The organism is Tabrizicola sp. BL-A-41-H6 (genome assembly GCF_050632395.1).
Lineage (GTDB): Bacteria > Pseudomonadota > Alphaproteobacteria > Rhodobacterales > Rhodobacteraceae > JAUYQR01.
The window spans coordinates 2,026,918-2,051,248 of sequence record NZ_CP192600.1 but is presented as its reverse complement, the minus strand read 5'-3'; the positions used below and the strand labels follow the sequence as shown (position 1 = coordinate 2,051,248).

Sequence of the window (24,331 nt, the reverse complement as noted above, 5' to 3'; positions counted from 1 at the left end):
AATGACCCAAGGATGGCACGATGTCGGCACCACACACCAATCTGGAAAAGCAACGCCGGCGGCATGTCGGGCCTCTGATCGGAATGATGGTCGTAGTCGTCTTCGCATTGGGACTGTTGTTCTGGCTGATGATGCGCACCGCCGACCAAGGCAACCCGACCGAGACCAACGAGGCCCAGATCGACGGGCGGACCGGTGAAGCCACCGACGCGCCGCCCGTGGACCCGACCGAGCCGCAACGCAGCACCGAAACCACGACACCCTCGGCCATCCCGACAGCGCGGCCTTCAACGTCGGCCCCATGAGTGGCGATTTGCGGTTGAGCCAGCCGATGGATTTGCTATGGATGTTCCATGTCTGTTCTTGTCTGGCTCAAGCGCGACCTGCGCGTTACCGACCACCCTGCCCTTTGCCGCGCGGCAGAGATCGGGCCGGTCCTGCCGGTTTATATCGTTGAGCCGGAGTATTGGGCGCAGCCGGACGCCTCGGCCCGCCAATGGGCGTTCATCGCGGAATCGCTGGTGGATTTGCGCGACGAGCTGGCGGCGTTGGGTGCACCACTTGCGGTGCGGACGGGGGATGCGGTGGCGGTGTTGAACCGGCTTTGCCAGCAGCATTCGATCTCTGACCTTGTCAGCCATGAAGAAACAGGAAATCTGTGGACTTACGCGCGCGACCGGCGCGTGGCGGCGTGGGCGCGGGGCGCGGGGGTGGCCTGGACCGAGCTTTCCCAATCGGGCGTCGTGCGCCGTCTTTCGAGCCGCGATGGATGGGCGCGGGCACGCGATGCGTTCGTGGCGGCGCCAAGGCTGCCGGCACCCGAACTGAGGGGTGTATCGGGTGTCGAACCCGGACAGATCCCCTTGGCTCGTGCGCTGAAACTGGCGGATGATCGGTGCCCCCATCGCCAAAGCGGCGGGCGAGCCCAAGCGCAGCAGCTTTTGGACAGTTTTCTCGCGTCACGCGGCGAGCCTTACCGCACCGCCATGTCGTCACCGTTGAGTGCGGAGCGGGCCTGTTCGCGGCTGTCACCGCATCTTGCGTTCGGAACGCTCAGTTTGCGGGAAGCGGCGCAGATCACTGCCACCCGACAAGCCGAACGACCGGGCGGGCGCTGGGGCGGTGCGCTGAGCAGCTTTCAATCCCGGCTGGCGTGGCGCGACCACTTCATCCAGAAGCTCGAGGACCAACCGTCGATCGAAATTCGGGCGCTGCACCCCGGTGCCGAGGCCGTGCGACCTCGGCTGAGCGATGGGGCGCGGTTGCAGGCCTGGGCTGCGGGGGAAACCGGCCTGCCGTTTCTGGATGCGTGCATGCGGTACCTTGCCGCGACGGGGTGGCTGAATTTCCGGATGCGGGCGATGGTCACGTCGTTCGCATCCTATCACCTGTGGCTTGACTGGCGGCAGAGCGGCGCGCATCTGGCGCGGATGTTCACCGATTACGAACCCGGTATCCACTGGCCGCAGGTGCAGATGCAATCTGGCACCACCGGCATCAACACGCCGCGCATCTACAACCCCGTGAAGCAGGGGCTGGATCAGGACCCGTCAGGTGTTTTCACACGGCGCTGGGTGCCAGAACTGGCCGCCGTGCCGGATGCGTTCCTGCACGAGCCGTGGAAATGGCCTGAGGCGCGGCGATTGCTGGGGCATCGTTATCCTGAGCCGATGATTGACGTGGCCTCGGCGGCGCGGGCGGCGCGCGATGCGATCTGGTCGGCCCGCCGTGGCCCCGGTTTTGCAGACGCGGCGGCGAAGATCGTGACACGCCACGCCAGCCGGGCCGACGCGCGGTTCGTCAACGACCGGGCGGCACCGAGGAAGCCGCCATCGGCCCAGTTGAGCCTTGATCTTTAAATGCCTCGCGGGGTGAAGAAATCGGACCTGCCGACCAAGACCTGCGCCACCTGTGGCAAGCCGTTCACGTGGCGCAAGAAATGGGAAAAGGTCTGGGACGAGGTCAAGTATTGCTCGGACCGCTGCCGGGGCGCCAAGCCGCCCCGGCGCTGAGGCTTACTCGGCGCCGATGAAGTGAGCGAGCTTGCCCAGCGTCTGCAATCCAAGTTCCACCGCGCCAAAACCCTTGGCGTTCTGGTATTCCTCGGCGGTGATGAAGGTCATCGACAGGGTGACCTTGGTGGCATCGCCCAGATCCTCGAAATCGGCCCAGGCGTCGGCGTGTTTAGGGCCATTTTCGCCCCAGTGCAGGGTGTAGTCGATGCGGCGCTGGGGATCTACCACGGTGTAGCGGTGGTGGTTCGGGTAGACCGTGCCATCCGGCCCGATCATGTCGAACACCCATTCGCCCCCGGCCCGCAGATCAATGCGTGAGGTGCGGCAGGAATAGCCGTCCGGCCCCCACCAGTGCGGCAGGGTTTCGGGGTTCATCCAAGCGGCCCAGACCAGTGAAACCGGGGCCTTGATCACCCGTGCCAGCACCATCGTGCGATCGGCGGTCATGTCATCAATCCTTGCGCATAAGCCTCAAGCTGTGTCGCGACCGTGCCCCAGCCGTCAAAAAAGCCCATGTCCTTGTGGGCCTTGGCGGTGTCGGCGCTGCGATGCCGGGCGATTGCGGTATAGCGGGTGCGGCCGCCGCCGATATCCTCGAAGGTCAGGATCGCGGTCATGAACGGTTCGGCGGCGGGCTTCCAACCGGCGGTATAGGTATCGGTGAACACCAGCTTTTCGTTGGGGATCACCTCGAGGTAGACGCCCTTGTTTTCCATCACGTTGCCCTCGACATCGAAGGTCGTGTTGCAGGCGCCGCCGGCGCGCACGTCAAGGTCGCAGGCGATCACCTTGTGCGGCTTTGGCACGAACCAGTGCACCAGATGTTCGGGCGTGGTCCAGCAGGTATAGATCAGGTCGCGCGGGGCATTGAGTTCACGCGTCAGCACAAGGTCGAGTTCGGGATCGAGATCGGTGATTGCGGTCATTTCCGCGCCTCCATCAGTTTCATTACGTAGTCATCCAGTCGGTCGAGACGCGCTTCCCAGATCGCGCGCTGCTCATCCATCCATGTGCGCATCGGGTCCAACGCCTTTGGCACGAAGGCGCAGGACCGGATGCGACCGCCCTTGGTCGTGGTGATCAACCCCGCCTCTTCCAGCACCGCCAGATGGCGCATGATCGTCGGCAGGCGCAGCCCGGTCGGGGCGGCAAGATCGCTGACGGTTGCCGGGCCTTCAGCCAGTTGCGCAAGCATGGCGCGTCGCGTGGCGTCTGACAGCGCGTGGAACAGGAGGGAAAGGTCAGGTTCATGCTTAGCCATATCGCTAAGTATCATGCGGCCCGAGTCGCGGCAAGTAAAACTTAGCGACTGTGCTAAGTTTTACTTTCAACGGTTCGCACCAGATGATTTCGCACGCTGCCGTATAATCCGCGACAGGCGGTTCTTGCGCCTGACCCCTGCCCGGCCTAACTGGTATGCCATTGCATACGAAGGAGGCGGACGATGACGCGCGTGATCAGATCAGGTCTGGCAGTCGATGAACGTCTGGCCAGCTTTGTCGAAACCGACGCCCTGCCCGGCACCGGCATCCTGGCCGATACGTTCTGGTCCGGCGTTGCCCGTGCCCATGCGACGATCGGTGCGCGCATCCGCGATGCCTTGGCCCGGCGCGACAGCCTGCAGGCGCAGATTGACGACTGGCACCGCGCGCGGAGGGGCCGGCCGCACGATGCCGAGGCGTATCGCGCCTTTCTGACCTCGATCGGCTATCTGGTACCCGAAGGCACGGATTTCCAGATCGAGACTACTGGCACCGACCCCGAAATCGCCACCATCTCGGGCCCGCAACTTGTGGTGCCGGTGATGAACGCGCGCTACGCGCTGAACGCGGCCAACGCGCGCTGGGGCAGTCTTTACGACGCGCTTTATGGCACCGACGCGATGGGCGATCTGCCGGCTGGCGCGGGCTATGACGCGGCGCGCGGGGCGCGGGTAATCGCCTGGGGTCGGGCTTTTCTTGATGACGTGGCCCCTCTTGCGGAGGGCTCGCATGCAGATGCACCGCGCTACACAGTGGTTGGAGGGGCGCTGCACCCGGCACTGAAAGACCCCGCGCAGTTTGCCGGCTACCGTGGCCCGGCCGAGGCGCCGAATGCGATCCTTCTGTGCAACCACGGTTTGCACATCGTCTTGCGCATGGACCCCGGCCACCGCATCGGCGCGCAGGACCGCGCTGGGGTAGCCGACATCAGGCTTGAAGCCGCGCTGTCGGCGATCATGGACCTTGAAGACAGCATTGCCGCCGTCGACGCCGAGGACAAGGTGGCGGCATACGGCAACTGGCTGGGCCTGATGCGCGGCGATCTTGAAGAGGTGCTGGAAAAGGACGGCCGCACCATCACCCGGCGGCTTGCCCCCGATTTCGACTTTACCGCGCCCGACGGATCGGCCCACAGCCTTAAGGGCCGCGCGCTGATGCTGGTGCGCAATGTGGGCCACCTGATGACCACGCCCGCTGTGCTGGAGGGCAGCGGGGCCGAGATTTCGGAAGGCGTGCTTGATGCCTTCGTGACCACGCTTTGTGCGATGCACGACCTGCAAAAGACCGATGGCCCGCGCAATTCGCTGCACGGTTCGGTCTATGTGGTGAAGCCCAAGATGCATGGGCCGGATGAAGTTGCGATCTCGGATGATCTGTTCACGCTGGTGGAAGACTGCCTCGCCCTGCCCCGCAACACGGTGAAACTGGGCATCATGGACGAAGAGCGCCGGACCAGCGCCAACCTGAAGGAATGCATCCGTGCCGCGAAATCGCGGGTGGCCTTCATCAACACCGGGTTCCTTGATCGGACCGGCGACGAGATCCACACCTCGATGGAAGCCGGGCCGATGGTGCCGAAGGGCGACATGAAGGGGCAAGCCTGGATCAAGGCCTATGAGGACCGAAACGTGGATATCGGTCTGGCTTGTGGTCTTCGCGGACGGGCCCAGATCGGCAAGGGCATGTGGGCGATCCCCGACCAGATGGCCGCGATGCTGGCGCAGAAGATCGCGCATCCGCAGGCCGGGGCCAGTTGTGCCTGGGTGCCCTCACCCACCGCGGCGACGCTGCATGCCACGCATTATCACCGGGTGGACGTGAAGGCGCGACAAGAGGCGCTGGCGCAAGGTGGGCCACGGGCGACGCTGGACCAGCTTTTGACCATTCCGGTCGCCACCGGCACAAACTGGCCCGCCGACCTGGTGCAGCGCGAGGTGGAAAACAATGCGCAAGGCATTCTTGGCTACGTGGTACGCTGGGTCGGTCAGGGCATCGGCTGTTCCAAGGTGCCGGATATCCACGATGTCGGGCTAATGGAGGACCGGGCGACCTGCCGGATTTCGGCGCAGGCGCTGGCCAACTGGCTGCATCACGGTGTGATCACCGAGGCGCAGACTATCGCCGCGCTGCGCAAGATGGCGGCGGACGTCGATCGGCAGAATGCGGGCGATCCGGCCTACCGGCCAATGGCACCGCGCTTTGACAGCCCGGCATTCCATGCGGCCTGCGATCTGGTGTTCAAGGGCCGCACGCAGCCGTCGGGCTATACCGAGCCGGTGCTGCACGCCTACCGCCAGCAGCAGAAGGCAGCGGGCTGATCAGCGGCGGCTGGAGCGCATCTCGGCCGCACGGTCGGGTCTGAGGTGCGCCCAGTTCAGCATGCCTGCGGGCACGCCGATGGACACGGCAAAGACCAAGGCCCACGCGAACGTCAGCCAGTCGTAGTACCCCTGTGCCAGCCCGGCGATCACGACAACGCCCGCGACACAAGACGCCCAAAGCGTAACAAGCAGGACGCGCAAATGTGGAAACATGCTCCATCTCCTTGGCTTTGAAAGTCAACCAGAGGGTAGGTTGGATGTTCCCTGCCTAGCCGATATCCAGCGCTATTGCATGCACCCGGGTATTGAGGTCGCCCAAGGCCTGATGTACCGCCCGGTGCCGGGCCACGCGGTTCATCGGCTGAAAGGCCGCCGCGCGGATCAGGATCTTGAAATGGCTTTCACCAGAGCCGTCGTCGCCGGAATGGCCGGCATGACGGTTGCTTTCGTTCACAACCTCCAGCCGTTCCGGTGCGAAAGCCGCCGACAGCCGTGCCTCGATTTCGTCCTTCACAGCCATTTCAGCCTCACCCCCTTCTATCCGCCGTCAAAACCCCTAAACTCACGGCCCCGAGTCGGAAAGGCCCCCGAATGACTAACCGCCCGCCCTTTGAGTTCGACATCCGCGTTTCTGCCGACAAAAAACGCAAGAAAACCGTTCGGCGCGGCATGTCGGGGGCATTCGAGACGTCGAACAAAGCCTGCGATTATCCCGAGTGCAAGGAGGCCGGCGCTTACCGCGCGCCGAAATCGCCGGACCTGCTGGATGAATTTTTCTGGTTCTGCAAGGACCACATCCGAGAGTACAACCTGAAGTGGAACTTCTTTCAGGGCACCACAGACGAGGAGTTCCAGAAATTCCTCGACAAGGACCGGGTTTGGGAGCGCGAGACCAAGCCGTTCTCGCGGATAGGTGATGGCAACGCGTGGGCGCGGCTTGGGGTAAACGACCCGATGTCGCTGTTGGGCGAAAAGGCCACGCAAAACCCCGGTAGGGGAACGGTGACGTCGAACGCCACCCGCAAACTGCCGCCGACCGAGCGGAAGGCGATCGAGATCCTCGACGCAAGGGACACCTGGACCAAGACCGAGATCCGCAAGCAATACAAATCGCTGGTCAAGGATCTGCACCCTGACATGAACGGCGGCGACCGGTCCGACGAGGAACGGCTGCAAGAGGTGGTCTGGGCCTGGGACCAGTTGAAGGACAGCCGGTTTTTCCGGGAATAGGCGGGCGGCCGCGCTGGCCGCCCCTCGCCCGGATGACAGTGGCCCCTCAGGCCGCCCGGAACACCATCGCATCGCCGTTCATGCAGTAGCGTTTGCCGGTTGGTTCCGGCCCGTCGTCGAACACATGGCCAAGATGCCCGCCACAGCGGCGGCAATGCACCTCGGTGCGGCTGCCGAAAAGACCGGGGTCTTCCTTGGTGCGCACCGCGTTCGGCAGGGGTTCAAAGAACGACGGCCAGCCGGTGCCGCTGTCATACTTCGCCTCGGAGGCATAAAGTGGCAGGTCGCAGCCGGCGCACTGAAACACGCCCTTGCGCTTTTCGCCGTCGAGCGGGCTGGAGCCAGCCGGTTCGGTGTCTTCTTCGCGCAGTACGGCAAACTGTTCTTCGGACAGCCGCGCGCGCCATTCGGCCTCGGTCAATGTGACCTCGAACTCTTCGGCCCGCACCATCGGGGCTGCGAAGATCGCGGCCGTCGTCATCATCATGAAGTGTCTGCGTTTCATCGTGCCCATCCTTTGCCACGCCCAACCTAACGCCCGAAGCTACGCGCGCCCCAAGCGGTAAGTTTCACCTTCACTGAAAAGCGAAGCGGCGTGATCGTTGCCTTCCCCTTGAACCCCCCTGCGATATGTTCCAAACAACACATACCGCGCGCCGGGCGCGGAGACTCTTGGGATTGGACGACGCATGCTGGATCAGGCCCTGAAACCGACCGAAGAAATCTCGGTCCGCGATGTCTTCGGCATCGACACCGACATGCGCGTCAAGGGCTTTGCCGAGCGCACCGACCGGGTGCCGGACATCGACCCGACCTACAAGTTCGACCCCGACACGACGCTGGCGATTCTGGCAGGCTTTGCCTACAACCGCCGCGTCATGATCCAGGGCTATCACGGCACGGGCAAATCGACGCACATCGAACAGGTCGGCGCGCGGTTGAACTGGCCGACGGTGCGGGTGAACCTTGACAGCCACATCAGCCGGATCGATCTGATCGGCAAGGATGCGATCAAGCTGCGCGACGGCAAGCAGGTGACGGAATTCCACGAGGGGATTCTTCCTTGGGCGCTGCGTAATCCCGTTGCCATCGTGTTCGACGAATACGACGCAGGCCGCGCCGACGTGATGTTCGTAATCCAGCGCGTGTTGGAACATGACGGCAAGCTGACGCTGCTGGACCAGAACGAGATCATCACGCCGAACCCGTATTTCCGCCTGTTCGCCACGTCGAACACGGTGGGTCTTGGCGATACGACGGGGCTTTACCACGGCACCCAGCAGATCAACCAGGCGCAGATGGACCGTTGGTCTTTGGTCGCGACGCTGAACTATCTGAGCCATGACGCCGAGGCCGCAATCGTGCTGGCGAAGTCGCCGCACTACAACACCGAGAAGGGCCGCAAGACGATCGGCCAGATGGTGACCGTGGCCGACCTGACGCGGACCGCTTTCATGAACGGCGATCTGTCGACCGTGATGAGCCCGCGCACCGTGCTGAACTGGGCGCAGAACGCCGAGATCTTCCGTAACGTGGGCTATGCGTTCCGGCTGACCTTCCTGAACAAATGCGACGAGCTGGAGCGGCAGACGGTGGCCGAATTCTATCAGCGGTGTTTCGCGGAAGAACTGCCGGAAAGTGCCGCCAGCATGGCGATGCGCTGACCGTCACCCGCTTCGACACGACAAAGGGTGCGCTTCGGCGCACCCTTTTTATTGCCCGCCTGCTCGATCGGCTGACGCAAGTTTTCTTTTCGCCCTATTTACGTGCGAATTTTGAAGCCTATTGTTCACAACATGGGCGCTTTGAAAACTCTTTGCGAAACCATCCCGGTCTGCCTTGCCATTCAGGCACTGGCACCAGCGGCTTCGGCCCAAACGCAACCCGCTTCCGATCTGCGAACCTTCGCCGTCTGCGCAGGCCGGCTTTCTGCGTTGATGGAGCATCAATGGCTGGTTGACGGACCTGCGTCAGAGGCCACGGCCCGCTCGCGCGAGGCGATGCTGGCTCTGGTGGATGCGGTCGCGCCCCAGGGTCAGGGGGCGCAGGTGATGGGCTGGCGGATCGAGGCGAAGGTGGCACAGGCGGGGCTTTTGACGCGCGCCACCTTTGGCCGGGACAGACTTGCAAAACAGCGAGCCGATTATCTGATCGGGCAGTGCCTTGCGCTCATCGGGCAATCCTGAAGCATGACAAAGGGGCGGTCGCCCGCCCCTTTTCTGCAAAACAGTCTGATGGATCAGGCCTTTGCGGCCATCGTCGCCTTGGCCCACCAGATAACGTCATCCAGCATTGCCGAAGCCGACGGAGTGATGGAGCCTTCGATGTCGGCAAGTTTGCCCGAGCCGCCAAAGCCGGGGTGGACCTTGAAGAAATCACCGCCGCCGATGCGGACGTTGTTGCGGGTGGGGACCATCTGAAGCTCCACGCCGATGTTCTGCAGGTGGCCAAGTGCGTTGGCACCGCCCATCGAGCCGTAGGCAACCGCGCCGAAGGGCTTTTTCGCCCACTCGACATACGCCTGGTCCAGCGCGTTCTTCAGCACGCCGGTGATCGAGCGGTTGTATTCGGCGACCACGAAGATGTAGCCGTCAAAGCCACCGATCTTCTTCTGCCAAGCGACGGCGGCTGCGTCTTGCGACGGAGCCCAGGCGTTCGAGGCCACTTCGGCGAAGAACGGCAGCGGGTGGTCGCGCAGGTCGACGACTTCGACGGTCAGGTCGCTGCGCGCCTCGGCCTGTGCCTTGATCCAGGCGGTCGGGATGTCGGCAAAGCGCGTGGCGCGGGTAGAGCTGACGATGATGGCGATATGCGGCTTTTTGCTCATGGCGGTGGTTCCCTTGAAGGTGTGTGCAATTCTGTCCGTTTAATGTGGTCGTAACCGGCCCGCTGCCAATCCCGCACCCCCGCGCCGATCCTGTGCGTTGCCGCACTCACTCTTGCCCCCGGCCTGCCGCAGTGATTTATCTGTGCCATGAACAAGCCCAGCGACAACCCCGCCGATCCGTTCAAGAAGGCCCTGGCCGAGGCCACCCGCACAATGGCGGATGACCCGGACATGACGGTCACCTATTCGGTCGATCCGGCCGGCATGAACAAGGAGGGCATCCGCCTGCCGCAGGTCTCGCGCCGGATGACGCGCGACGAGGTGCTGCTGGCCCGCGGCACCGCCGACGCCTTTGCCTTGCGCCGCAAGTATCACGACGAAGGCGTGTCGAACCGCTATGCCCCCACCGGGCAGTTGGCGCGCGAGATCTACGACGCGATGGAAACCGCCCGCTGCGAGGCGGTGGGTGCGCGCGACATGCCCGGCACCGCCGGCAACATCGACGCCAAGATCGCCAACGAGGCTGACCGCAAGGGCTATGGCCAGATCACAAATTCCGCAGACGCGCCGCTGCCGGTGGCAGCGGGCTATCTGGTGCGGCATCTGGCGACGGGGCGCGACATGCCGAAGGGCGCGGCCAACGTGATGGAGTTGTGGCGCGGGTTCATCGAGGACCACGCCTCCGGCACTTTGCAGAACATCGACCAAGCGCTGGCCGATCAGGCCGCCTTTGCGCGGCTGACGCGCAAGGTGATCTCTGACCTCGGGTATGGTGACCAGTTGGGCGACGACCCCGACACGCCCGAAGACGAGGCGGGCGACGAGGCCGAGGACGATCAGGACGCGCCCGATTCCGCTGGCGAGGAGGAGCAGGACAGCGACGAAAGCGAAACTTCGCCCGAGCGCAGCCAGGAAGAACAGCTTGACCAAAGCCAGGCGCAGGTCTCGATGGAAGACAGCGCCGACATGGAACAGGGCGACGAGGCGGAAATGCCCGAAGGTGAGGCCCCACTGGAGCCGCCGCCGCCAGCCCCCTATTCCGACGCTGATCCGAACTACACCGTCTATACCACCGATTTCGATGAGGAGATCCGCGCCGAAGAACTTGCCGAACCGGCCGAACTGGAACGTCTGCGCGCCTATCTCGACCAGCAGCTTGAACCCCTGAAGGGTGCGGTCAGCCGCCTTGCAAACAAGTTGCAGCGCCGGTTGCAGGCGCAGCAGAACCGGTCGTGGCTGTTTGACCTTGAGGAAGGCACGCTGGATGCGGGCCGTCTGGCGCGGGTGGTGGCGAACCCGACGACGCCGCTCAGCTTCAAGCAGGAAAAGGACACCGAGTTCCGCGATACCTGCGTGACGCTGCTGCTGGATAACTCCGGTTCCATGCGCGGGCGGCCGATTTCCATCGCGGCGATCTGTGCGGACGTGCTGGCGCGTACGCTGGAACGCTGTTCGGTGAAAGTGGAGATCCTTGGCTTCACCACCCGCGCCTGGAAAGGCGGGCAAAGCCGCGAGCGCTGGCTGGCGCAGGGCCGCCCGCTTGGCCCCGGCCGCCTGAACGATCTGCGCCACATCATCTACAAATCCGCCGATGCGCCGTGGCGGCGGGTCAGGCCGAACCTTGGCCTGATGATGAAAGAGGGGCTTTTGAAGGAAAACATCGACGGCGAGGCGCTGGAATGGGCGCACCGCCGGATGCTGGCACGCCCCGAGGCGCGGCGTATCCTGATGGTGATTTCCGACGGTGCGCCGGTGGACGATTCGACGCTGTCGGTCAACCCGGCGAACTATCTGGAAAAGCACCTGCGCGACGTGATCGCGATGGTCGAACGCCGCCGCGCGGTGGAACTGATCGCCATCGGCATCGGCCATGACGTGACGCGGTATTACAACCGCGCCGTCACGATCACCGATGTGGAACAGCTTGCGGGTGCCATGACCGAACAATTGGCGTCGCTGTTCGAGGTGGACCCGAAAAAGCGCGCCCGCGCGCTTGGGATGAGGCGGGCGGGGTAAGGGGGGCCGTCTGCCCCCCTCGCCGTTCCGGCTCACCCCCCGAGGATATTTTCAGACAGATGAACGGGTGACCGATGTTCCAGAGTTTCGAGACCACCGCCGCCCCGGAACAAGGCCCGCCCCGCCTGGCGCGCTTGCGGTCGGCGCTGGCCGAGGCGGGGCTTGAGGGGTTCATCATCCCGCGCGCCGACGCGCATCAGGGGGAATACGTCGCCGCGCGGGACGAGCGGTTGCAATGGCTGACGGGGTTTACCGGATCGGCGGGGTTCTGCATCGTGCTGCCGGGGACTGCGGGCGTGTTCATTGACGGACGCTATCGCACACAAGTGAAGGCGCAGGTGAATCTGGCGGCCTTCACGCCGGTGCCTTGGCCCGAAACGAAGCCCGGCGATTGGATCAAGGCACATGTTTCGGCCGGGAGGATCGGATACGATCCGTGGCTGCACACAAAAGACGAAATCGACCGGCTTCATGCGGCACTTGAAGATACTGGTGTAAGCCTTTGTCCTGTTGACAATATCGTCGATCGTATCTGGCCTGAGCAACCGGCCGCGCCGCAGGGCCGCGCCTTCCCTCACCCCGATCAGCTTGCGGGTGACACCAGCGCAGAAAAACGCTCCCGTCTGGCCGAGGCGTTGCGGGCAGCGGGCCAGACCGCGGCCATCATAACCTTGCCCGACAGCCTGTGCTGGCTGTTGAACATCCGCGGGTCGGACGTGCCGCGAAACCCGGTGCTGCACGGGTTTGCCATCATGCACGACAGTGGCCGCGTCACCCTGTTTGCCGACCCGGCGAAGTTTGATGACGCCGTCCGAGCCCACCTTGGCCCGGACGTGGCGCTGTTGCCGCCCGACGCCTTTGTCCCCGCCCTGCGCACTCTTGACGGTCCGGTGCGCGTGGACCGGTCCACCGCCCCGATCGCGGTGTCACGCGAGCTGGAGGCGGCCGGGGTTGCGATTGCCTGGGGTGATGATCCCTGCCGTCTGCCGAAGGCGTGCAAGACCGCCGCCGAGATCGCCGCCACGCGCGAGGCGCATCTGCGCGATGGTGCCGCAATGGCCGAGTTCCTGTGCTGGCTGGATGCCCGCGCGCCGACCGGCACACTGACCGAGATTGACGTGGTGCAGGCGCTGGAAGGCTTTCGCCGGGCCACCAACGCGCTGCATGACATCAGCTTTGACACGATCAGCGGTGCGGGGCCGAACGGGGCAATCATCCACTATCGGGTGACGCGGGAAACCAACCGGACGATTGCGCCGAACAGCCTGCTTCTGGTCGATTCGGGCGGGCAGTATGTCGATGGCACCACCGACATCACCCGCACCATTGCCATCGGCGATCCGGGCGACGAGGCGCGCGAGTGCTATACGCGGGTGCTGCAAGGCACGATCGCGATCAGCCGCCTGCGCTTTCCCAAGGGTCTGGCGGGGCGCGATCTGGATGCCATCGCGCGCTATCCGCTCTGGCTGGCCGGGCAGGATTATGACCATGGCACCGGCCACGGCGTCGGAGCATTCCTGTCGGTGCATGAGGGCCCGCAGCGCCTGAGCCGGTTGTCCGACGTGCCGCTGGAGCCGGGGATGATTCTGTCGAACGAACCGGGGTATTACCGCGAGGGCGCGTTCGGCATTCGGCTGGAAAACCTGATCGTGGTGGAAACGGCAGCCCCGCTAGGCGACAACCGCGCGCAACTGTCGTTCGAGACGCTGACCTTCGCGCCGTTTGACCGGCGGCTGATCGCGGTCCAGATGTTGGCACCGGGCGAGCGGGTCTGGCTGAACGCCTATCACGCATCGGTCCTGGAAAAGCTTGCCCCGCGGTTATCTTCCGCTACCCTTGACTGGTTGACTGCCGCCTGCGCCCCGTTGTGAGGTATTCATGGCCGACCATATAAAGATCACGCCTGCCGCCGGTTCCGTCACGGTCGCTGCTGGCGGCACGACGCTTGGCACGACCGACCGCGCGCTGGAGTTGAAAGAGGGCAGTTATCCGCCCGTCCTTTACATTCCGCGCGCCGATATCGACATGTCCAAGCTGGAAAAAACCACCCGAGCAAGCACGTGCCCGTGGAAGGGCGCGGCGAGCTATTATTCGATCCACACCGATGCCGGGGTGTTGGACAATGCCGTCTGGTCCTACGAGTCGCCGATCGGTGACATGACCGCGATTGCCGGCCACCTCGCGTTTTACCCCAACAAGGTCACGCTGACGCTGCGCTAGCCACCGAGCGGATGCGTTCGACCATCGCGCGGACGCCGTTCGACCGTTGGCTCGACAGGTGTTCGTTCAAGCCCAGACGGCCAAGTTCGGCCGCCGCATCGACCTTGCCGACCTTGGCCACAGGCAGGCCTGAATAAAGCGCGTGCAGCACGGCGATCAGGCCGCGCACGATCATCGCGTCGCTTTCGCCCTGAAAGTCGAAGCGACCGTTTTCGATAACGGGCCGCAGCCAGACCTGACTTGCGCAGCCCTGCACCTTGAGCGCGGGCACCTTGAAGCTGTCGTCCAAGGGCGGCATGCCCTTGCCCAGTTCGATCACATGGCGGTAGCGGTCTTCCCAGTCGTCCAGAAACTCGAACGTTTCGGCGATTTCCTCGAATGCCTCGGTGGCCATGACCCGTCTCCGCTCTGTCCGGGATGAGGTATGTCGCCTGCCCGCAAAGGTCCAGCCCGCAACACGCGCTTTTCAAATACGGCGGCGTAGGCTACCCAAAGGCAGCAACTTCAGGATGCCCCGACATGCCAGCCCGCCAGATCATCGTCTTGTCCCTTTGCATCGCGCTTGTCGGCTGCGGCGAAAGCAAACTCAACCCGATGAACTGGTTCGGCGGATCGCAACCGCGCGAGACCATCGTGCTGCCGGAAACACCCGCCGACCCCCGGCCGCTGGTCGCCGAAGTCGTGAGCCTGAAAGTAGAACCGATGCCGGGCGGCGCGATTGTGCGGGCCACTGGGCGCACGCCGACGCAAGGCTGGTGGAAGGCAGAACTGATACCGCTGCCGCTGACCGAAGACGGGACGCTGGTGTATGAATTCCGTCTGGTGCCGCCCCCTGCGCCCACCAGCGTCAGCACCCCGCAGTCGCGCGAAGTCACAGTTGCCGAGTTCATCTCGGACATTCGGCTGGAGCCGGTGCGCGAGATCGTGGTGCAGGGTTCGGGCAATGCGCGGTCGGCGCGGCGTTAAAGCCGGACGATCCGAACCTCATTGCCCTTGGCCGACAGCGCGATTTCACCACGGCAAAGACGCAGCGCATCCTCGCCAAAGGCTTCGTGCCGCCAGCCGGCCAGCGCCGCCAGATCGCGTTCGCCCGCGGCAATCGCATCAAGATCAGCACTCGATGCGATCAGCCGGGGCGCCACGCCAAGGCTTTCGGACTTTGCCTTCAACAGCACGCGCAAAAGGTCGGCCAGTGCCGGATTGACCTGAATCTGTTCGCGCGACGCATCGATGCGCGGCATCTCTTCGGGACGCATCTCCATACCGGCCTTCACGGCCTGAATGATGCCATCCGCAATCTCGGACTTGCGGCCCTCGCGCATCAAAAGACGCGAGCGGCCGAGTTCTTCCTGCGTCGTAGGGCGTGTCGAGGCCAGCTCCAACAGCGCATCGTCCTTCATCACGCGCGATCGGGGCACGTTCTGTGCCTGCGCATAGCTTTCGCGAAACCTCGCCAATGCCTTGACCACCGCAAGAAACCGCCCCGAGGTGGTCCGCGTCTTGATCCGCGTCCAGGCTTCGTCCGGTTCCACCGTGTAGGTCGCGGGATCAGTCAGAACCGCCAGTTCTTCTTCGACCCATTCGGCGCGACCGTTCTTTTTCAGCTGTGCGGCCAGAAATTCGTAGATCACGCGCAGATGGGTGACGTCAGCCAGCGCGTAATCCTTTTGCGCATCGCTTAGCGGGCGGCGCGACCAATCGGTGAAACGCGAGGTCTTGTCGAGGTTTTCGCGGGCGATCTTCTTTACCAGCGTCTCGTAACCGACCTGTTCGCCAAAGCCGCAGACCATCGCTGCGATCTGGGTATCGAACAGGGGTTTCGGAAAGACCCTGCCTTCGACGAAGAAGATTTCCAGGTCCTGTCGTGCGGCGTGAAATACCTTGACCGTCGCCTCGTGGCGGAACAAATCGTAAAGCGGCTCCATCGACATGTCCGCGCCCTCGATCGGGTCGACAAGAACCGCTTCGCCCGCGCCGGGCATCGCCAACTGGATCAGGCAGAGCTTTGACCAATAGGTCCGCTCGCGCAAGAATTCGGTGTCTATGGTGACGTAGGGCTGAGACTTTGCCATCTCGCAGTAGTCGGCAAGGTCCTGGGTGGTCGTAATCGTGCGCATGTTGCGCCTTTCAGCGAAACGCGGGGTCATCCCGCAGACCGCCCTCGCTTACAGGCGAACGGTGGGAAAAGAAAGGGGTCTGCGCGGCGCGCCGTTGCGCGGGGTAGGTCAGGGCAAAAACACCGGGGTCCGGTCACCAGCCGCGAACCGGCGCAGCACGGCAGGGTAAAGCCGGTGTTCCTGGGCCAGCACGCGGGCTGCAAGGCTTGCTTCGTCATCGCCCGCCGTGATCGGGACCCGGGCCTGCCCAAGGATCGGCCCGGCATCAAGGTCTGCCGTCACCTCATGCACGGTGCAGCCGGCCTCAGCGTCGCCTGCTGCCAGCGCGCGGGAGTGGGTATGAAGGCCCGGATATTTCGGCAGCAGCGAGGGGTGGATGTTCAGCATCCGCCCGGCAAAGCGTTGCACGAAATCCGGCGTCAGGACCCGCATGAAGCCGGCAAGGCAGATGATGTCCGGCTCGGACGCCAGCAAGGGCGCCAGCAGCGCCGCCTCGAACGCCGCGCGGTCTTTGCCGAAGGGTCTGTGGTCCACCGCCGCAACCGGCACGCCAAGCGCCGCCGCACGGGCCAATCCGGCCGCCTTGGGGTCGTTCGAGGCCACGAGCACCGGGCGTGCCGGATGCTCGCCCAGCATGTCGCGCACCAACGCCAGCATGTTCGACCCGCCACCTGAAATCAGGATGGCAACGCGCTTCACAGCAGGTGGCCGCGGTAGACGACGCCCTCGCCTGCCACGACTTGGCCGATGCGCGTGACGGTCTCACCTTCGGCAGCCAGGAGCGCGGTCAGCGTGTCTGCCCGGTCTGCAGCCACCACGGCGATCATGCCGATCCCGCAGTTGAAGGTCTTGAGGAGTTCGGCCTCGGCCATTACGGCCGTCTCGGCCAGCCAGCGGAATACCGGCGGCAGGGTCCAGGACGTAAGGTCGATCTCGCAGGCCAGACCGTCTGGCAGCACGCGCGGCGGGTTTTCGGTCAGCCCACCCCCGGTAATGTGGGCCAGCGCATGGACGCCCCCTGCCCGCACCGCCGCCAGCACCTGTTTCACATAAAGCCGCGTTGGCACCAGCAGCGCCTCGCCCAGTGTGCCATCCGAAAACGGCGAAGCGGCATCCCAGCCAAGGCCCGAAAGCTCCACCACCTTGCGCACGAAGGAATAACCGTTGGAGTGGACGCCACTGGACGAAAGGCCCAGAAGCACATCGCCTTCTCGGACGCCCGAAGGCAGCTCACCACCCCTTTCCATCGCACCCACGGCAAAACCGGCAAGGTCGAAATCGCCCTTGTGATACATGCCCGGCATTTCCGCCGTCTCGCCGCCGATCAGCGCACAGCCCGAGGCGTGGCAGCCGGCGGCAATGCCGTTGATGATGCGCGTCGCCTCGTTGATCTCCAGCTTGCCGGTGGCGAAATAATCAAGGAAAAACAGCGGCTCGGCACCTTGGCAGACAAGGTCGTTGACGCACATTGCCACCAGATCGATGCCGATTGTGTCAACCACGCCTGTATCTATCGCGATCCGAAGCTTGGTGCCGACGCCGTCGGTCGCGGCAACCAACACGGGATCATTGTATCCGGCTGCCTTCAGGTCAAAGAGCGCCCCGAACCCGCCAAGCCCACCCATCGTGCCCGGACGCATCGTGCGTTTGGCCGCCGGCTTGATCCGGTCTACCAGAGCATTTCCGGCGTCGATATCCACGCCCGCATCCGCATAGGTCAGCCCGCTTTTCCCCGTAACCATCCGCTTGCTCCGCTTGGTCCCGCACGTTGCCGCCCCCTTACGCGGTTCCGCGCCGCTTCGCAACAAAGCCGAAAGCTTGACCACCCGGCCCGATCTGATAGGCAAGGGCGCGCTACGGGCCTGTAGCTCAATTGGTTAGAGCAGGGCGCTCATAACGCCTTGGTTGGGGGTTCGAGTCCCTCCGGGCCTACCAAAAAACCCGTACCCATGCATCTTTGATCGGCCGAAAATCGATTTAAAGCAGCGGTTTGGGTCAGCTACTTTGCGTCATGCGTCTAGATGCGTCCCCATGTGTCTTCGCTTTTGTTGGTATCGTTTGTTGGTTTGATGGCTGCGATACCAACTAAAGGACTCGCAGCCATGGCCTTACGGATGCCCTGTGCCGGGCTGCCAAGCCCACCGACAAGGTGCAGAAACTGTCGGATCAACGCGGGCTTTTCCTTCAGGTTACGCCTGGCGGATCAAAGCTTTGGCGCATGAACTATCGTTGGCAGGCGAAGCAACGAACCGCTTCCTTTGGCCCCTACCCCGACGTCTCGCTTGCCACGGCAAGGCTTCGCGCCGCTGAACTGAAGGACAAGCTGGCAGCGGGGCTGGACCCTGCAGCGAAGGAAGGCGCAACTGCCGCGCCGGTAAAAGCCTTCAAGGACGCCGCCCGCGAATGGTTTAATGCCCGCGAAACGGCATGGGTGAGTGGCTACGCCGCCCGCATATGGGCGAGACTGGACTCTGATATGTTCCCCACGATCGGCGCCCGCGATGTAGCCTCGATCACGCCGGCTGAGGTGCTGGCATAGCTTCGCGCGGTTGAAGCCCGGAACGCATTGCAGATGGCGAAGCGCCTTCGCCAGACCATGAGTGCGCTATTCCGGTTCGCCGTGGCGAACGGCTGGGCCACGTCCGACCCTGCAGCACCACTGGCGGGCGCTATGAAGTCTGCCCCACGCCAGAAACATCGGGCAGCCATGAAGGCCGATCAGCTACCGGACTTCTTTAGAGCTCTTCAGACCTACAGTGGAGATACGGCAACCGCGCTGGGGCTGCGGATCATCACACACACTTTTGTTAGGACTGCCGAACTGCGGTTTGCCACATGGGACGAAATTGAAGGGGACACTTGGCGGATACGGGCCGAACGAATGAAAATGCGAAAAGCCCATATCGTCCCCCTGTCCCGTCAGGTGCAAGGCATGTTCGCCGAACTCAAGGAACTGGCCTGCGGCCTGCGATGGGTCATGCCGGGGCAGTCGGGGCACAAAGCAATATCTGAGAATACGTTGATCTATGGCCTTTATCGCATGGGCTACCATTCGCGCGCATCGGTGCATGGCTTCCGGGCTACCGCTTCAACCATCCTGAACGAAAGCGGCCTGTGGCGGGCAGACGCGATCGAACGCCAGCTTGCCCACGTCCCCGCGAATGAGGTTCGCAGCGCCTATAACGCCGCCCTCTATCTCGACGAACGCCGCCGGATGATGGATTGGTATTCGGGCTTTCTGGACTGACCTGCCCGCCGGAATTTCGCTCGGTCTGATGTAGGTTCTGCGCAACCCTGAAGGAGCAGACGAATTCGAAAGAGCCGTTTCAGCGGCGCTTAGATTATCGGGGACGCGCAGATTATCGGGATGATCAAGGAGCAGGAGGCTGGTTTGCCGACGGCTGAGCTGTGCCGCAAGCATGGCCTTAGCCCAGCGACGTTTTACAAGCTGAAGGCCAAGTATGGCGGGATGGACCTGTCAGACACAAAACGCCTGAGGCAGCTTGAGGAAGAGAACGCCAAGCTGAAGCGCTTGGTGGCGGATGTCATGCTCGACAATGTCGTGCTCAAGGATCTGCTGGGAAAGCCCTGACGTCGAGCCATTGTGCGCCATTGGTTCGAGCACAATGGCGAGGGATGCAACGGCGGGACGCGGTGTTGCGGGCGTTGAAGGGTCATCCGATCTCTCAGCGCCGGGCCTGCGTCTTGATCGGTGTCGATCCCAAGACCGTGCGGCGCGAGCATCCGCCCGATAATCCGGAGATCCGTCTGGAAATGAACAAGATCGCCGAGAAGCGGCGTCGGTTTGGGTATCGGCGCATTGGTGTCATGCTGGAACGTGTGGGCATGGTGATGAACGAAAAGAAGCTTTACCGGATTTACCGGGAAGAGGGCCTGTCGGTGCGCCGCCGTCGTGGCCGCAAACGGGCGCGCGGCAGCCGCACAGCGATGCCGGTCCCGCTGCGGCCGAACCAGCGCTGGTCCTTGGACTTTCTGTCCGACACCTTCGGGGCCTGCCGGAAGTTCCGCATCCTGGCGGTCAACGACGATTGCTGCCGTGAAAACCTCGGCCTCATTGCAGACACCAGTATCTCCGGGGCCCGGGTCGCGCGGGAACTGGATGCGTTGGTCAGGATCTACGGAAAACCGGCGTGTATTGTCTCTGACAATGGCACCGAGTTCACCAGCAAGGCCATCCTCAAATGGGCGAACGACAACAAGGTCGAATGGCACTACATCGATCCGGGCAAGCCGCAGCAGAATGGCTACATCAGGTCATTCAACGGCAGCCTGCGCGACGAGTGCCTCAACGAGGAGATCTTCGACAGTCTGGCTGATGCTCGCCGCAAGCTGGCCCTGTGGCGATACGACTACAACCACATCAGCCCACACTCATCGCTGGGGAACCAGACCCCGGCAGACGCGCGCCGGGCGCTTGAGCAATCTGAGGGCAACGCGCCCGACGCGCTTGCCCAACCCGAAACCGACAACTATCAACCCCAAGGACTCGCGTTATCAACGAGGGACGACCGGCGGGCAGGTCAGCCCCAGAAACGACATGAGGTGCCGAAGCATCGGTCAAGTTCGTTTTCTGAGAGTTCGCAGCGTGATCGTGTCGCGAAGCTTGCGGAATGTACGGCTTTTCCAACTTTTATGCTTAATCGGCGCGCCTGGTGGCAGACGTGCTTCCTCCGGAACCCCAACATGGGTCCAGCCTGATAGCGCAGTACCTGCTATCGCGCGGCGGGTCGCTTCCAGGAATTTGTGACCGTAGCGGCGATCCGGCTCCAGATGGCAACCCTCTGCCCATTCGTTCCAGGCGTTGATGAACAGCGGTCTGTCCTGCCCCGGAAACTCTTCACGGGTTCGCCTCACTGCTTCAGACAGCCAGTACTCGTAGTTCTCGGGCGTTCCATTCATGATAACAGTGCCGTTAGCGCCGCGTCGTGCCGTATTGTCCCAAGACGGAAACACCCCACGGAACACGCTACGCGCTGGCCCATAGCGATTTGCGAGATACTCCTCGGCCACATCGCTGTAGTCCGGACAGTAGCCTTTGTATTGCTCAAAAAAGTCAATTTTCGGTGCGAGATTCTGCGCTCGCATGTTATGCGGCGGAAACTCGACTCCGGAATCGAAGCCGAACTGATGGTGGTCCCAATTGCCGTGAGTCAATGCACAGGCCAAGTGCAGGGGACCGATCCCAACGTTCTCGCAATGCTCGCGCCAAATCTCCAGCGACCTTGCAGCATCTGGCAAATGCTGCGGTCGGTACACGATGACGAGTGGCGCTCCATTGATCCGAATGTAACGCGGGTCGCGTAGGAACGGCTCAAGCGACCTTATAAACTCCAGATCGTCTTCAGGGCGATACTGCTGGGCAATCAGGATCTCATTTTCTGCTCCGTCCCAGCGACGCGACCAGTTTTCGTTCGCCCAGCACAAGCAGAACGGCATGTCGCTGTGTTCGTCGACCAACATGTCGTCCAGCGGACGTTCCAGAAGGCGGCGCCCTGAAAACCAATAGTAATAATAGCAGAAGCCGTGAATGCCATAGGATTTGGCAAGTGCTATCTGCTCGTGGCGCGTCTCGCGCAAGCGAAGGTCGTAAAAGCCAAGATCCGTAGGAAGATGTGGCTGGTAATGGCCAGGAAAAGACGGCGCCGCCTTGGTTACGTTCGTCCACTCGGTAAAGCCTTTACCCCACCAAAGATCGTTTTCCGTGATGGGATGGAACTGGGGCAGGTAAAAGGCAATCGGGCGAACGTCAAGCTCTTTCGGCGGTTCGTCCGCAACCACATCCGTCATCTTGTCAACCCCTGAGACCAACTCCGCGATCTTGTTCCTCATACCCGCGCAGATGACAAGGGTTCACCCTCGATCGTTGGTCGCAGGTCGAGCGCACTCTCGGCAGGCAGCGACGCCATCGTTCTTTCCCAGTACTCAATCGTCTTCAAATCAGGAGGTACCACTTGCTGAGCAAGAAGGTCGACAGGCGTACCGGCGCGTTCTGCCGGGACGGCACGGCTAACAACCTGGTAGACATGGGCAAAACGGTTGCGCTGCAATGCTGCCTGCACCTCTGCCGGCAAGGAACGCCAGCGACGCACAAACTCCGTCATCTCAGGTGTTCGCACCACGAACTCTGCTTGCTCGATTACCATTTCGTTCGAGCGATAGAGCGCCTCGACGTTCTTGATGCCGAAAAAACGGATATGCGTCCGGTCAAGCAGCCCCCACGGACGGTATTCGAAATCTTCGTCCAACAGACACGCGGCAACTGCGGCGTGACCAACATGCGGCAGGGATAAGATCACACTGCCCGAATCATTCAGGAGCGATTTCATCCCGCCGAGTACCGACCAGGGGTCGTAAACATGTTCCAGCACGTCGGCCGCGATAACGAAGTCGAACTGGCCTTCACTTTTGCGTAAGATATCTGCCCATCCCGCATCGTTCAGGTCAGCGGCAAAGACCTTGCGCGCAAACGGAAGAAGCTTCTCGATGGCGGTGGGATCGATCTCAAGCGCGACAACGTCGCAACCCAGTGTACCGGACAGGTGCCTCGTGATCGATCCGGGCCCCGCCCCAATTTCTAGCACACGGCTACCTGGCCGCACCATCCTCAACACACGGGCGGGAGCGAGATCACTACTCAGGTCAATGTCATATTCGTAAACGTGGCGGGAGTCAGATGTCACGTATCACCATTAAATTCACGTTCAAATATACTATCGCAGGGCAAGAATTCGAAGACAAGGGCAAAGGTCTGTGATGAAGATCTGAGCGACGCCCTATGTATTTTTCACCCCACACCGTCAAAACAGCAATGAAGCGATTGCAAGGTTCGCTTGAAGCTGAGCCGGGAACTGGGCCTCAGCCCCAGACGGTGGCAAAGTGGCGGAACCGGGCCACAGTAGAGGACACGAAGGCCGGGCCGACGGCACCGCGGTCCACGATGCTGACTGACGCCGAGGAACCATCGGTCGTCGCGCTCGGTCGCTACAAGCTGTTGCCCTGGTCGACTGCCTCTGTGCCTTGCATTTGTCGCTCCTGCATCTGACTCATTCGGCGCTGCATCGGTGCCTGCCGGCATCTCACGCCTGATTTGCCAGGGTCGCAGGGTCCTCAAGGATAAAGGCAGAACTCAACACTTAAGCAGGAAAGGTGTTGACAAAGGATCACGGCGGACGACAAAACCAGCAGGCAGCATAGTAGCCTCGGTAAACGACGTTTGTTTGCAACCTCGCCACGCGAGCGATCCGCTGGTGATGTTTGGTATAAGAGTATTTCGTTCAATTCTGGATGAGGCGTAGCGTCGCAGGCTATGCGATGGAATGAATAATTGGGCTTAGAAATAATGCTGAGAAAACGCGCGCTGTTTCTCCATATTCAAAAGACAGCCGGAACGTCTGTGCAAGAAATGGCCCGCCAGATTTATGGCAATTCACAAGTAAGCAGTCATGGCGACTTTGTAAAACTCGGGCTCGAGAAATCCCGGCAGCACGATTTCGTATCCGGGCATTTTGGATATGCCTTCGCTCAACCTCTAATGAGCGGAAGGTATTGTTTTACGTTCCTGCGGGACCCTGTTGATCGGATTACATCTCTATATAGATTCTGTCGTTCTCGCGAGCCCACAGAACAGCCACTTTATGCAATAGCGCACAAGACAGACCTGGAGGGATTCCTCTCGGATGATCACGGTCCAGATCATTTATCGAAGATTTGGAACAATCAAGTTTGGCAGCTTGCAATTGGCTACGGCCATTCACAGGTAGGCTTGCCTTTGGCACATCCGCTTACGGAGGATCCCCTGACCTTGATCAATTCTGCAAAACGAAATCTGGCGACGTTCAACCATATCGGATTCGTTTCAACGTTCAACGAAGATATTGCGGAAATATTCAAGGCGCTCGGAGCACCAAATGTCGAGGTGAAGAAGAGCAATGTGTCGATTGATCATTCAGGTGGCGCGCTTTCGTCGAGTTTGCGGCGGAGACTAGCAGAAATTACGGAGCTGGACCGAGAACTGTACGATCATGCGATACGCACCTATCGCAATCCGGCAATCCGTCGTCGTTGGATTCGGGACGGGTTTGCCCGCGTGACGAGGAAGTTTCGACGTAAATAACCACTTAATAAAAAGCCAGATGTTTCCTCCCAAGGCTTGATGGTGCGATCCTTTCACCGGGATGGGAGGATGCATTATGGAGCAAGTTTGTAACGGCTGCTGTGACCCCGACGTTCATCCAGCTGAAACCAGAGCCGGTGGGTGACTGATCCGATCCACAACGTTGGACCGCCCAAAGGCAGAGTTTTC

At 62.2% G+C, this 24,331-nt stretch carries 26 protein-coding genes, 1 tRNA gene and 2 pseudogenes; 16 read left to right on the top strand and 13 right to left on the bottom strand.

Annotated elements, in window-relative coordinates; genetic code table 11:
- The first annotated feature begins 20 nt into the window (after nt 1–20).
- From ACROUL_RS10085 to ACROUL_RS10075, 3 genes are read left to right on the top strand one after another with little or no spacing between them, the layout of a single operon-like run.
- Nucleotides 21–305: a hypothetical protein gene (locus tag ACROUL_RS10085; protein WP_431299362.1), complete on the top strand. Its 285-nt coding sequence runs from the start codon at nt 21–23 to the stop codon at nt 303–305.
- Between the two features lie 48 nt (nt 306–353).
- The gene (locus ACROUL_RS10080; protein ID WP_431299361.1) at nt 354–1,859 is read left to right on the top strand and encodes an FAD-binding domain-containing protein; all 1,506 of its coding nucleotides are present in this window, start codon (nt 354–356) and stop codon (nt 1,857–1,859) included.
- The gene (locus ACROUL_RS10075) at nt 1,860–2,012 is read left to right on the top strand and encodes a DUF2256 domain-containing protein (RefSeq protein WP_431299360.1); all 153 of its coding nucleotides are present in this window, start codon (nt 1,860–1,862) and stop codon (nt 2,010–2,012) included.
- A gap of 3 nt (nt 2,013–2,015) precedes the next feature.
- Here the strand turns inward: ACROUL_RS10075 and ACROUL_RS10070 are convergent, their stop codons facing one another.
- The 3 genes from ACROUL_RS10070 to ACROUL_RS10060 are packed head-to-tail and all read right to left on the bottom strand — an operon-like array spanning nt 2,016 to nt 3,276.
- Entirely contained in the window at nt 2,016–2,462 is a 447-nt protein-coding gene (locus ACROUL_RS10070) for an SRPBCC domain-containing protein (protein WP_431299359.1), read from the bottom strand.
- Nucleotides 2,459–2,941 (bottom strand): SRPBCC family protein, encoded by a 483-nt coding sequence (locus ACROUL_RS10065; RefSeq protein WP_431299358.1) that lies wholly within the window; start codon nt 2,939–2,941, stop codon nt 2,459–2,461. The genes ACROUL_RS10070 and ACROUL_RS10065 overlap by 4 nt, the downstream gene beginning before the upstream one ends.
- Nucleotides 2,938–3,276, bottom strand: a complete 339-nt coding sequence (locus ACROUL_RS10060) for an ArsR/SmtB family transcription factor (protein ID WP_431299357.1) — start codon at nt 3,274–3,276, stop codon at nt 2,938–2,940. The genes ACROUL_RS10065 and ACROUL_RS10060 overlap by 4 nt, the downstream gene beginning before the upstream one ends.
- 183 nt (nt 3,277–3,459) lie before the next feature.
- Between ACROUL_RS10060 and ACROUL_RS10055 the strand changes: the two genes are divergently transcribed.
- A complete protein-coding gene (locus tag ACROUL_RS10055) occupies nt 3,460–5,595 on the top strand; it encodes a malate synthase G (protein ID WP_431299356.1) in 2,136 nt (711 codons plus the stop codon).
- Here ACROUL_RS10055 and ACROUL_RS10050 read toward each other — a convergent pair whose 3' ends face one another.
- Nucleotides 5,596–5,811, bottom strand: a complete 216-nt coding sequence (locus ACROUL_RS10050) for a hypothetical protein (RefSeq protein WP_431299355.1) — start codon at nt 5,809–5,811, stop codon at nt 5,596–5,598.
- A 55-nt stretch (nt 5,812–5,866) separates the two neighbouring features.
- Nucleotides 5,867–6,118 (bottom strand): BolA family protein, encoded by a 252-nt coding sequence (locus ACROUL_RS10045; protein ID WP_431299354.1) that lies wholly within the window; start codon nt 6,116–6,118, stop codon nt 5,867–5,869.
- 71 nt (nt 6,119–6,189) lie between these two features.
- Here ACROUL_RS10045 and ACROUL_RS10040 point away from each other — a divergent pair, with 71 nt between their 5' ends.
- Nucleotides 6,190–6,828 carry a J domain-containing protein gene (locus ACROUL_RS10040; protein ID WP_431299353.1) on the top strand — a complete coding sequence of 213 codons (639 nt, stop codon included), beginning with the start codon at nt 6,190–6,192 and terminating at the stop codon, nt 6,826–6,828.
- A gap of 46 nt (nt 6,829–6,874) precedes the next feature.
- Here the strand turns inward: ACROUL_RS10040 and msrB are convergent, their stop codons facing one another.
- Entirely contained in the window at nt 6,875–7,333 is a 459-nt protein-coding gene (msrB, locus tag ACROUL_RS10035) for a peptide-methionine (R)-S-oxide reductase MsrB (protein WP_431299352.1), read from the bottom strand.
- Nucleotides 7,334–7,517: 184 nt separating this feature from the next.
- Between msrB and cobS the strand changes: the two genes are divergently transcribed.
- Together cobS and ACROUL_RS10025 are read left to right on the top strand one after the other, a co-directional pair.
- On the top strand, nt 7,518–8,492 hold the full coding sequence (gene cobS / locus ACROUL_RS10030) for a cobaltochelatase subunit CobS (RefSeq protein WP_431299351.1): 975 nt from the start codon (nt 7,518–7,520) through the stop codon (nt 8,490–8,492).
- A gap of 141 nt (nt 8,493–8,633) precedes the next feature.
- Complete coding sequence (locus ACROUL_RS10025) at nt 8,634–9,014, top strand: hypothetical protein (RefSeq protein ID WP_431299350.1); 381 nt, start codon at nt 8,634–8,636, stop codon at nt 9,012–9,014.
- Between the two features lie 53 nt (nt 9,015–9,067).
- On the opposite strand, the gene ACROUL_RS10020 is transcribed toward ACROUL_RS10025, so the two are convergent.
- The gene (locus ACROUL_RS10020; RefSeq protein ID WP_431299349.1) at nt 9,068–9,655 is read right to left on the bottom strand and encodes an NADPH-dependent FMN reductase; all 588 of its coding nucleotides are present in this window, start codon (nt 9,653–9,655) and stop codon (nt 9,068–9,070) included.
- A 147-nt stretch (nt 9,656–9,802) separates the two neighbouring features.
- On the opposite strand from ACROUL_RS10020, the gene cobT reads away from it, so the two are divergent.
- The 3 genes from cobT to ACROUL_RS10005 all read left to right on the top strand — a co-directional run bounded on the left by cobT (nt 9,803) and on the right by ACROUL_RS10005 (nt 13,891).
- Entirely contained in the window at nt 9,803–11,671 is a 1,869-nt protein-coding gene (gene cobT / locus ACROUL_RS10015; protein ID WP_431299348.1) for a cobaltochelatase subunit CobT, read from the top strand.
- Nucleotides 11,672–11,745: 74 nt separating this feature from the next.
- A complete protein-coding gene (locus ACROUL_RS10010; protein WP_431299347.1) occupies nt 11,746–13,542 on the top strand; it encodes an aminopeptidase P family protein in 1,797 nt (598 codons plus the stop codon).
- Between the two features lie 7 nt (nt 13,543–13,549).
- A complete protein-coding gene (locus ACROUL_RS10005) occupies nt 13,550–13,891 on the top strand; it encodes a DUF427 domain-containing protein (protein WP_431299346.1) in 342 nt (113 codons plus the stop codon).
- Here ACROUL_RS10005 and ACROUL_RS10000 read toward each other — a convergent pair.
- Complete coding sequence (locus ACROUL_RS10000; RefSeq protein WP_431299345.1) at nt 13,872–14,285, bottom strand: SufE family protein; 414 nt, start codon at nt 14,283–14,285, stop codon at nt 13,872–13,874. The genes ACROUL_RS10005 and ACROUL_RS10000 overlap by 20 nt on opposite strands.
- Before the next feature lie 125 nt (nt 14,286–14,410).
- Here ACROUL_RS10000 and ACROUL_RS09995 point away from each other — a divergent pair, with 125 nt between their 5' ends.
- A complete protein-coding gene (locus ACROUL_RS09995; RefSeq protein ID WP_431299344.1) occupies nt 14,411–14,857 on the top strand; it encodes a hypothetical protein in 447 nt (148 codons plus the stop codon).
- On the opposite strand, the gene rnd is transcribed toward ACROUL_RS09995, so the two are convergent.
- The 3 genes from rnd to purM all read right to left on the bottom strand — a co-directional run bounded on the left by rnd (nt 14,854) and on the right by purM (nt 17,750).
- Nucleotides 14,854–16,008, bottom strand: coding sequence for a ribonuclease D (gene rnd, locus ACROUL_RS09990; RefSeq protein ID WP_431299343.1), 1,155 nt, complete (start codon nt 16,006–16,008; stop codon nt 14,854–14,856). The two genes, ACROUL_RS09995 and rnd, sit on opposite strands and share 4 nt — an antisense overlap.
- A 108-nt stretch (nt 16,009–16,116) precedes the next feature.
- Entirely contained in the window at nt 16,117–16,707 is a 591-nt protein-coding gene (purN, locus tag ACROUL_RS09985; RefSeq protein ID WP_431299342.1) for a phosphoribosylglycinamide formyltransferase, read from the bottom strand.
- Nucleotides 16,704–17,750: a phosphoribosylformylglycinamidine cyclo-ligase gene (gene purM / locus ACROUL_RS09980; RefSeq protein WP_431299341.1), complete on the bottom strand. Its 1,047-nt coding sequence runs from the start codon at nt 17,748–17,750 to the stop codon at nt 16,704–16,706. Before purM ends, purN begins: the two co-directional genes overlap by 4 nt.
- A 116-nt stretch (nt 17,751–17,866) precedes the next feature.
- Here purM and ACROUL_RS09975 point away from each other — a divergent pair.
- From ACROUL_RS09975 to ACROUL_RS09960, 4 genes and pseudogenes are all read left to right on the top strand, one after another.
- Nucleotides 17,867–17,943: transfer RNA gene (locus ACROUL_RS09975), tRNA-Ile, on the top strand.
- A gap of 184 nt (nt 17,944–18,127) precedes the next feature.
- Nucleotides 18,128–18,667 (top strand): annotated as a pseudogene (locus tag ACROUL_RS09970) (tyrosine-type recombinase/integrase); the annotation flags it as partial.
- A gap of 48 nt (nt 18,668–18,715) precedes the next feature.
- Nucleotides 18,716–19,255: a tyrosine-type recombinase/integrase gene (locus tag ACROUL_RS09965; protein ID WP_431301276.1), complete on the top strand. Its 540-nt coding sequence runs from the start codon at nt 18,716–18,718 to the stop codon at nt 19,253–19,255.
- Between the two features lie 120 nt (nt 19,256–19,375).
- Nucleotides 19,376–20,523: pseudogene (locus ACROUL_RS09960) on the top strand (IS3 family transposase); the annotation flags it as partial.
- Between the two features lie 63 nt (nt 20,524–20,586).
- Here the strand turns inward: ACROUL_RS09960 and ACROUL_RS09955 are convergent.
- The gene (locus ACROUL_RS09955) at nt 20,587–21,816 is read right to left on the bottom strand and encodes a glycosyltransferase WbsX family protein (RefSeq protein WP_431299340.1); all 1,230 of its coding nucleotides are present in this window, start codon (nt 21,814–21,816) and stop codon (nt 20,587–20,589) included.
- Nucleotides 21,817–21,854: 38 nt separating this feature from the next.
- Nucleotides 21,855–22,709, bottom strand: coding sequence for a class I SAM-dependent methyltransferase (locus ACROUL_RS09950; protein ID WP_431299339.1), 855 nt, complete (start codon nt 22,707–22,709; stop codon nt 21,855–21,857).
- A 659-nt stretch (nt 22,710–23,368) separates the two neighbouring features.
- On the opposite strand from ACROUL_RS09950, the gene ACROUL_RS09945 reads away from it, so the two are divergent.
- Nucleotides 23,369–24,142 (top strand): sulfotransferase family 2 domain-containing protein, encoded by a 774-nt coding sequence (locus tag ACROUL_RS09945; RefSeq protein WP_431299338.1) that lies wholly within the window; start codon nt 23,369–23,371, stop codon nt 24,140–24,142.
- The last annotated feature ends 189 nt before the right edge of the window (nt 24,143–24,331 follow it).

Excerpts from the sequence above, each read along its gene's own strand:
- ACROUL_RS10070 (WP_431299359.1), bottom strand. The coding sequence starts at position 2,462 with ATGACCGCCGATCGCACGATGGTGCTGGCACGGGTGATCAAGGCCCCG.
- ACROUL_RS10065 (WP_431299358.1), bottom strand. The coding sequence starts at position 2,941 with ATGACCGCAATCACCGATCTCGATCCCGAACTCGACCTTGTGCTGACG.
- cobT (WP_431299348.1), top strand. The coding sequence starts at position 9,803 with ATGAACAAGCCCAGCGACAACCCCGCCGATCCGTTCAAGAAGGCCCTG.
- ACROUL_RS10020 (WP_431299349.1), bottom strand. The coding sequence starts at position 9,655 with ATGAGCAAAAAGCCGCATATCGCCATCATCGTCAGCTCTACCCGCGCC.
- ACROUL_RS10045 (WP_431299354.1), bottom strand. The coding sequence starts at position 6,118 with ATGGCTGTGAAGGACGAAATCGAGGCACGGCTGTCGGCGGCTTTCGCA.
- ACROUL_RS10010 (WP_431299347.1), top strand. The coding sequence starts at position 11,746 with ATGTTCCAGAGTTTCGAGACCACCGCCGCCCCGGAACAAGGCCCGCCC.
- ACROUL_RS10060 (WP_431299357.1), bottom strand. The coding sequence starts at position 3,276 with ATGGCTAAGCATGAACCTGACCTTTCCCTCCTGTTCCACGCGCTGTCA.
- cobS (WP_431299351.1), top strand. The coding sequence starts at position 7,518 with ATGCTGGATCAGGCCCTGAAACCGACCGAAGAAATCTCGGTCCGCGAT.
- ACROUL_RS09955 (WP_431299340.1), bottom strand. The coding sequence starts at position 21,816 with ATGACGGATGTGGTTGCGGACGAACCGCCGAAAGAGCTTGACGTTCGC.
- ACROUL_RS10075 (WP_431299360.1), top strand. The coding sequence starts at position 1,860 with ATGCCTCGCGGGGTGAAGAAATCGGACCTGCCGACCAAGACCTGCGCC.
- ACROUL_RS09965 (WP_431301276.1), top strand. The coding sequence starts at position 18,716 with ATGAAGGCCGATCAGCTACCGGACTTCTTTAGAGCTCTTCAGACCTAC.
- ACROUL_RS10005 (WP_431299346.1), top strand. The coding sequence starts at position 13,550 with ATGGCCGACCATATAAAGATCACGCCTGCCGCCGGTTCCGTCACGGTC.
- ACROUL_RS09995 (WP_431299344.1), top strand. The coding sequence starts at position 14,411 with ATGCCAGCCCGCCAGATCATCGTCTTGTCCCTTTGCATCGCGCTTGTC.
- ACROUL_RS10085 (WP_431299362.1), top strand. The coding sequence starts at position 21 with ATGTCGGCACCACACACCAATCTGGAAAAGCAACGCCGGCGGCATGTC.
- ACROUL_RS09945 (WP_431299338.1), top strand. The coding sequence starts at position 23,369 with ATGCTGAGAAAACGCGCGCTGTTTCTCCATATTCAAAAGACAGCCGGA.
- ACROUL_RS10040 (WP_431299353.1), top strand. The coding sequence starts at position 6,190 with ATGACTAACCGCCCGCCCTTTGAGTTCGACATCCGCGTTTCTGCCGAC.
- msrB (WP_431299352.1), bottom strand. The coding sequence starts at position 7,333 with ATGAAACGCAGACACTTCATGATGATGACGACGGCCGCGATCTTCGCA.
- ACROUL_RS10080 (WP_431299361.1), top strand. The coding sequence starts at position 354 with ATGTCTGTTCTTGTCTGGCTCAAGCGCGACCTGCGCGTTACCGACCAC.
- ACROUL_RS10000 (WP_431299345.1), bottom strand. The coding sequence starts at position 14,285 with ATGGCCACCGAGGCATTCGAGGAAATCGCCGAAACGTTCGAGTTTCTG.
- rnd (WP_431299343.1), bottom strand. The coding sequence starts at position 16,008 with ATGCGCACGATTACGACCACCCAGGACCTTGCCGACTACTGCGAGATG.
- ACROUL_RS10050 (WP_431299355.1), bottom strand. The coding sequence starts at position 5,811 with ATGTTTCCACATTTGCGCGTCCTGCTTGTTACGCTTTGGGCGTCTTGT.
- ACROUL_RS10055 (WP_431299356.1), top strand. The coding sequence starts at position 3,460 with ATGACGCGCGTGATCAGATCAGGTCTGGCAGTCGATGAACGTCTGGCC.
- purM (WP_431299341.1), bottom strand. The coding sequence starts at position 17,750 with ATGGTTACGGGGAAAAGCGGGCTGACCTATGCGGATGCGGGCGTGGAT.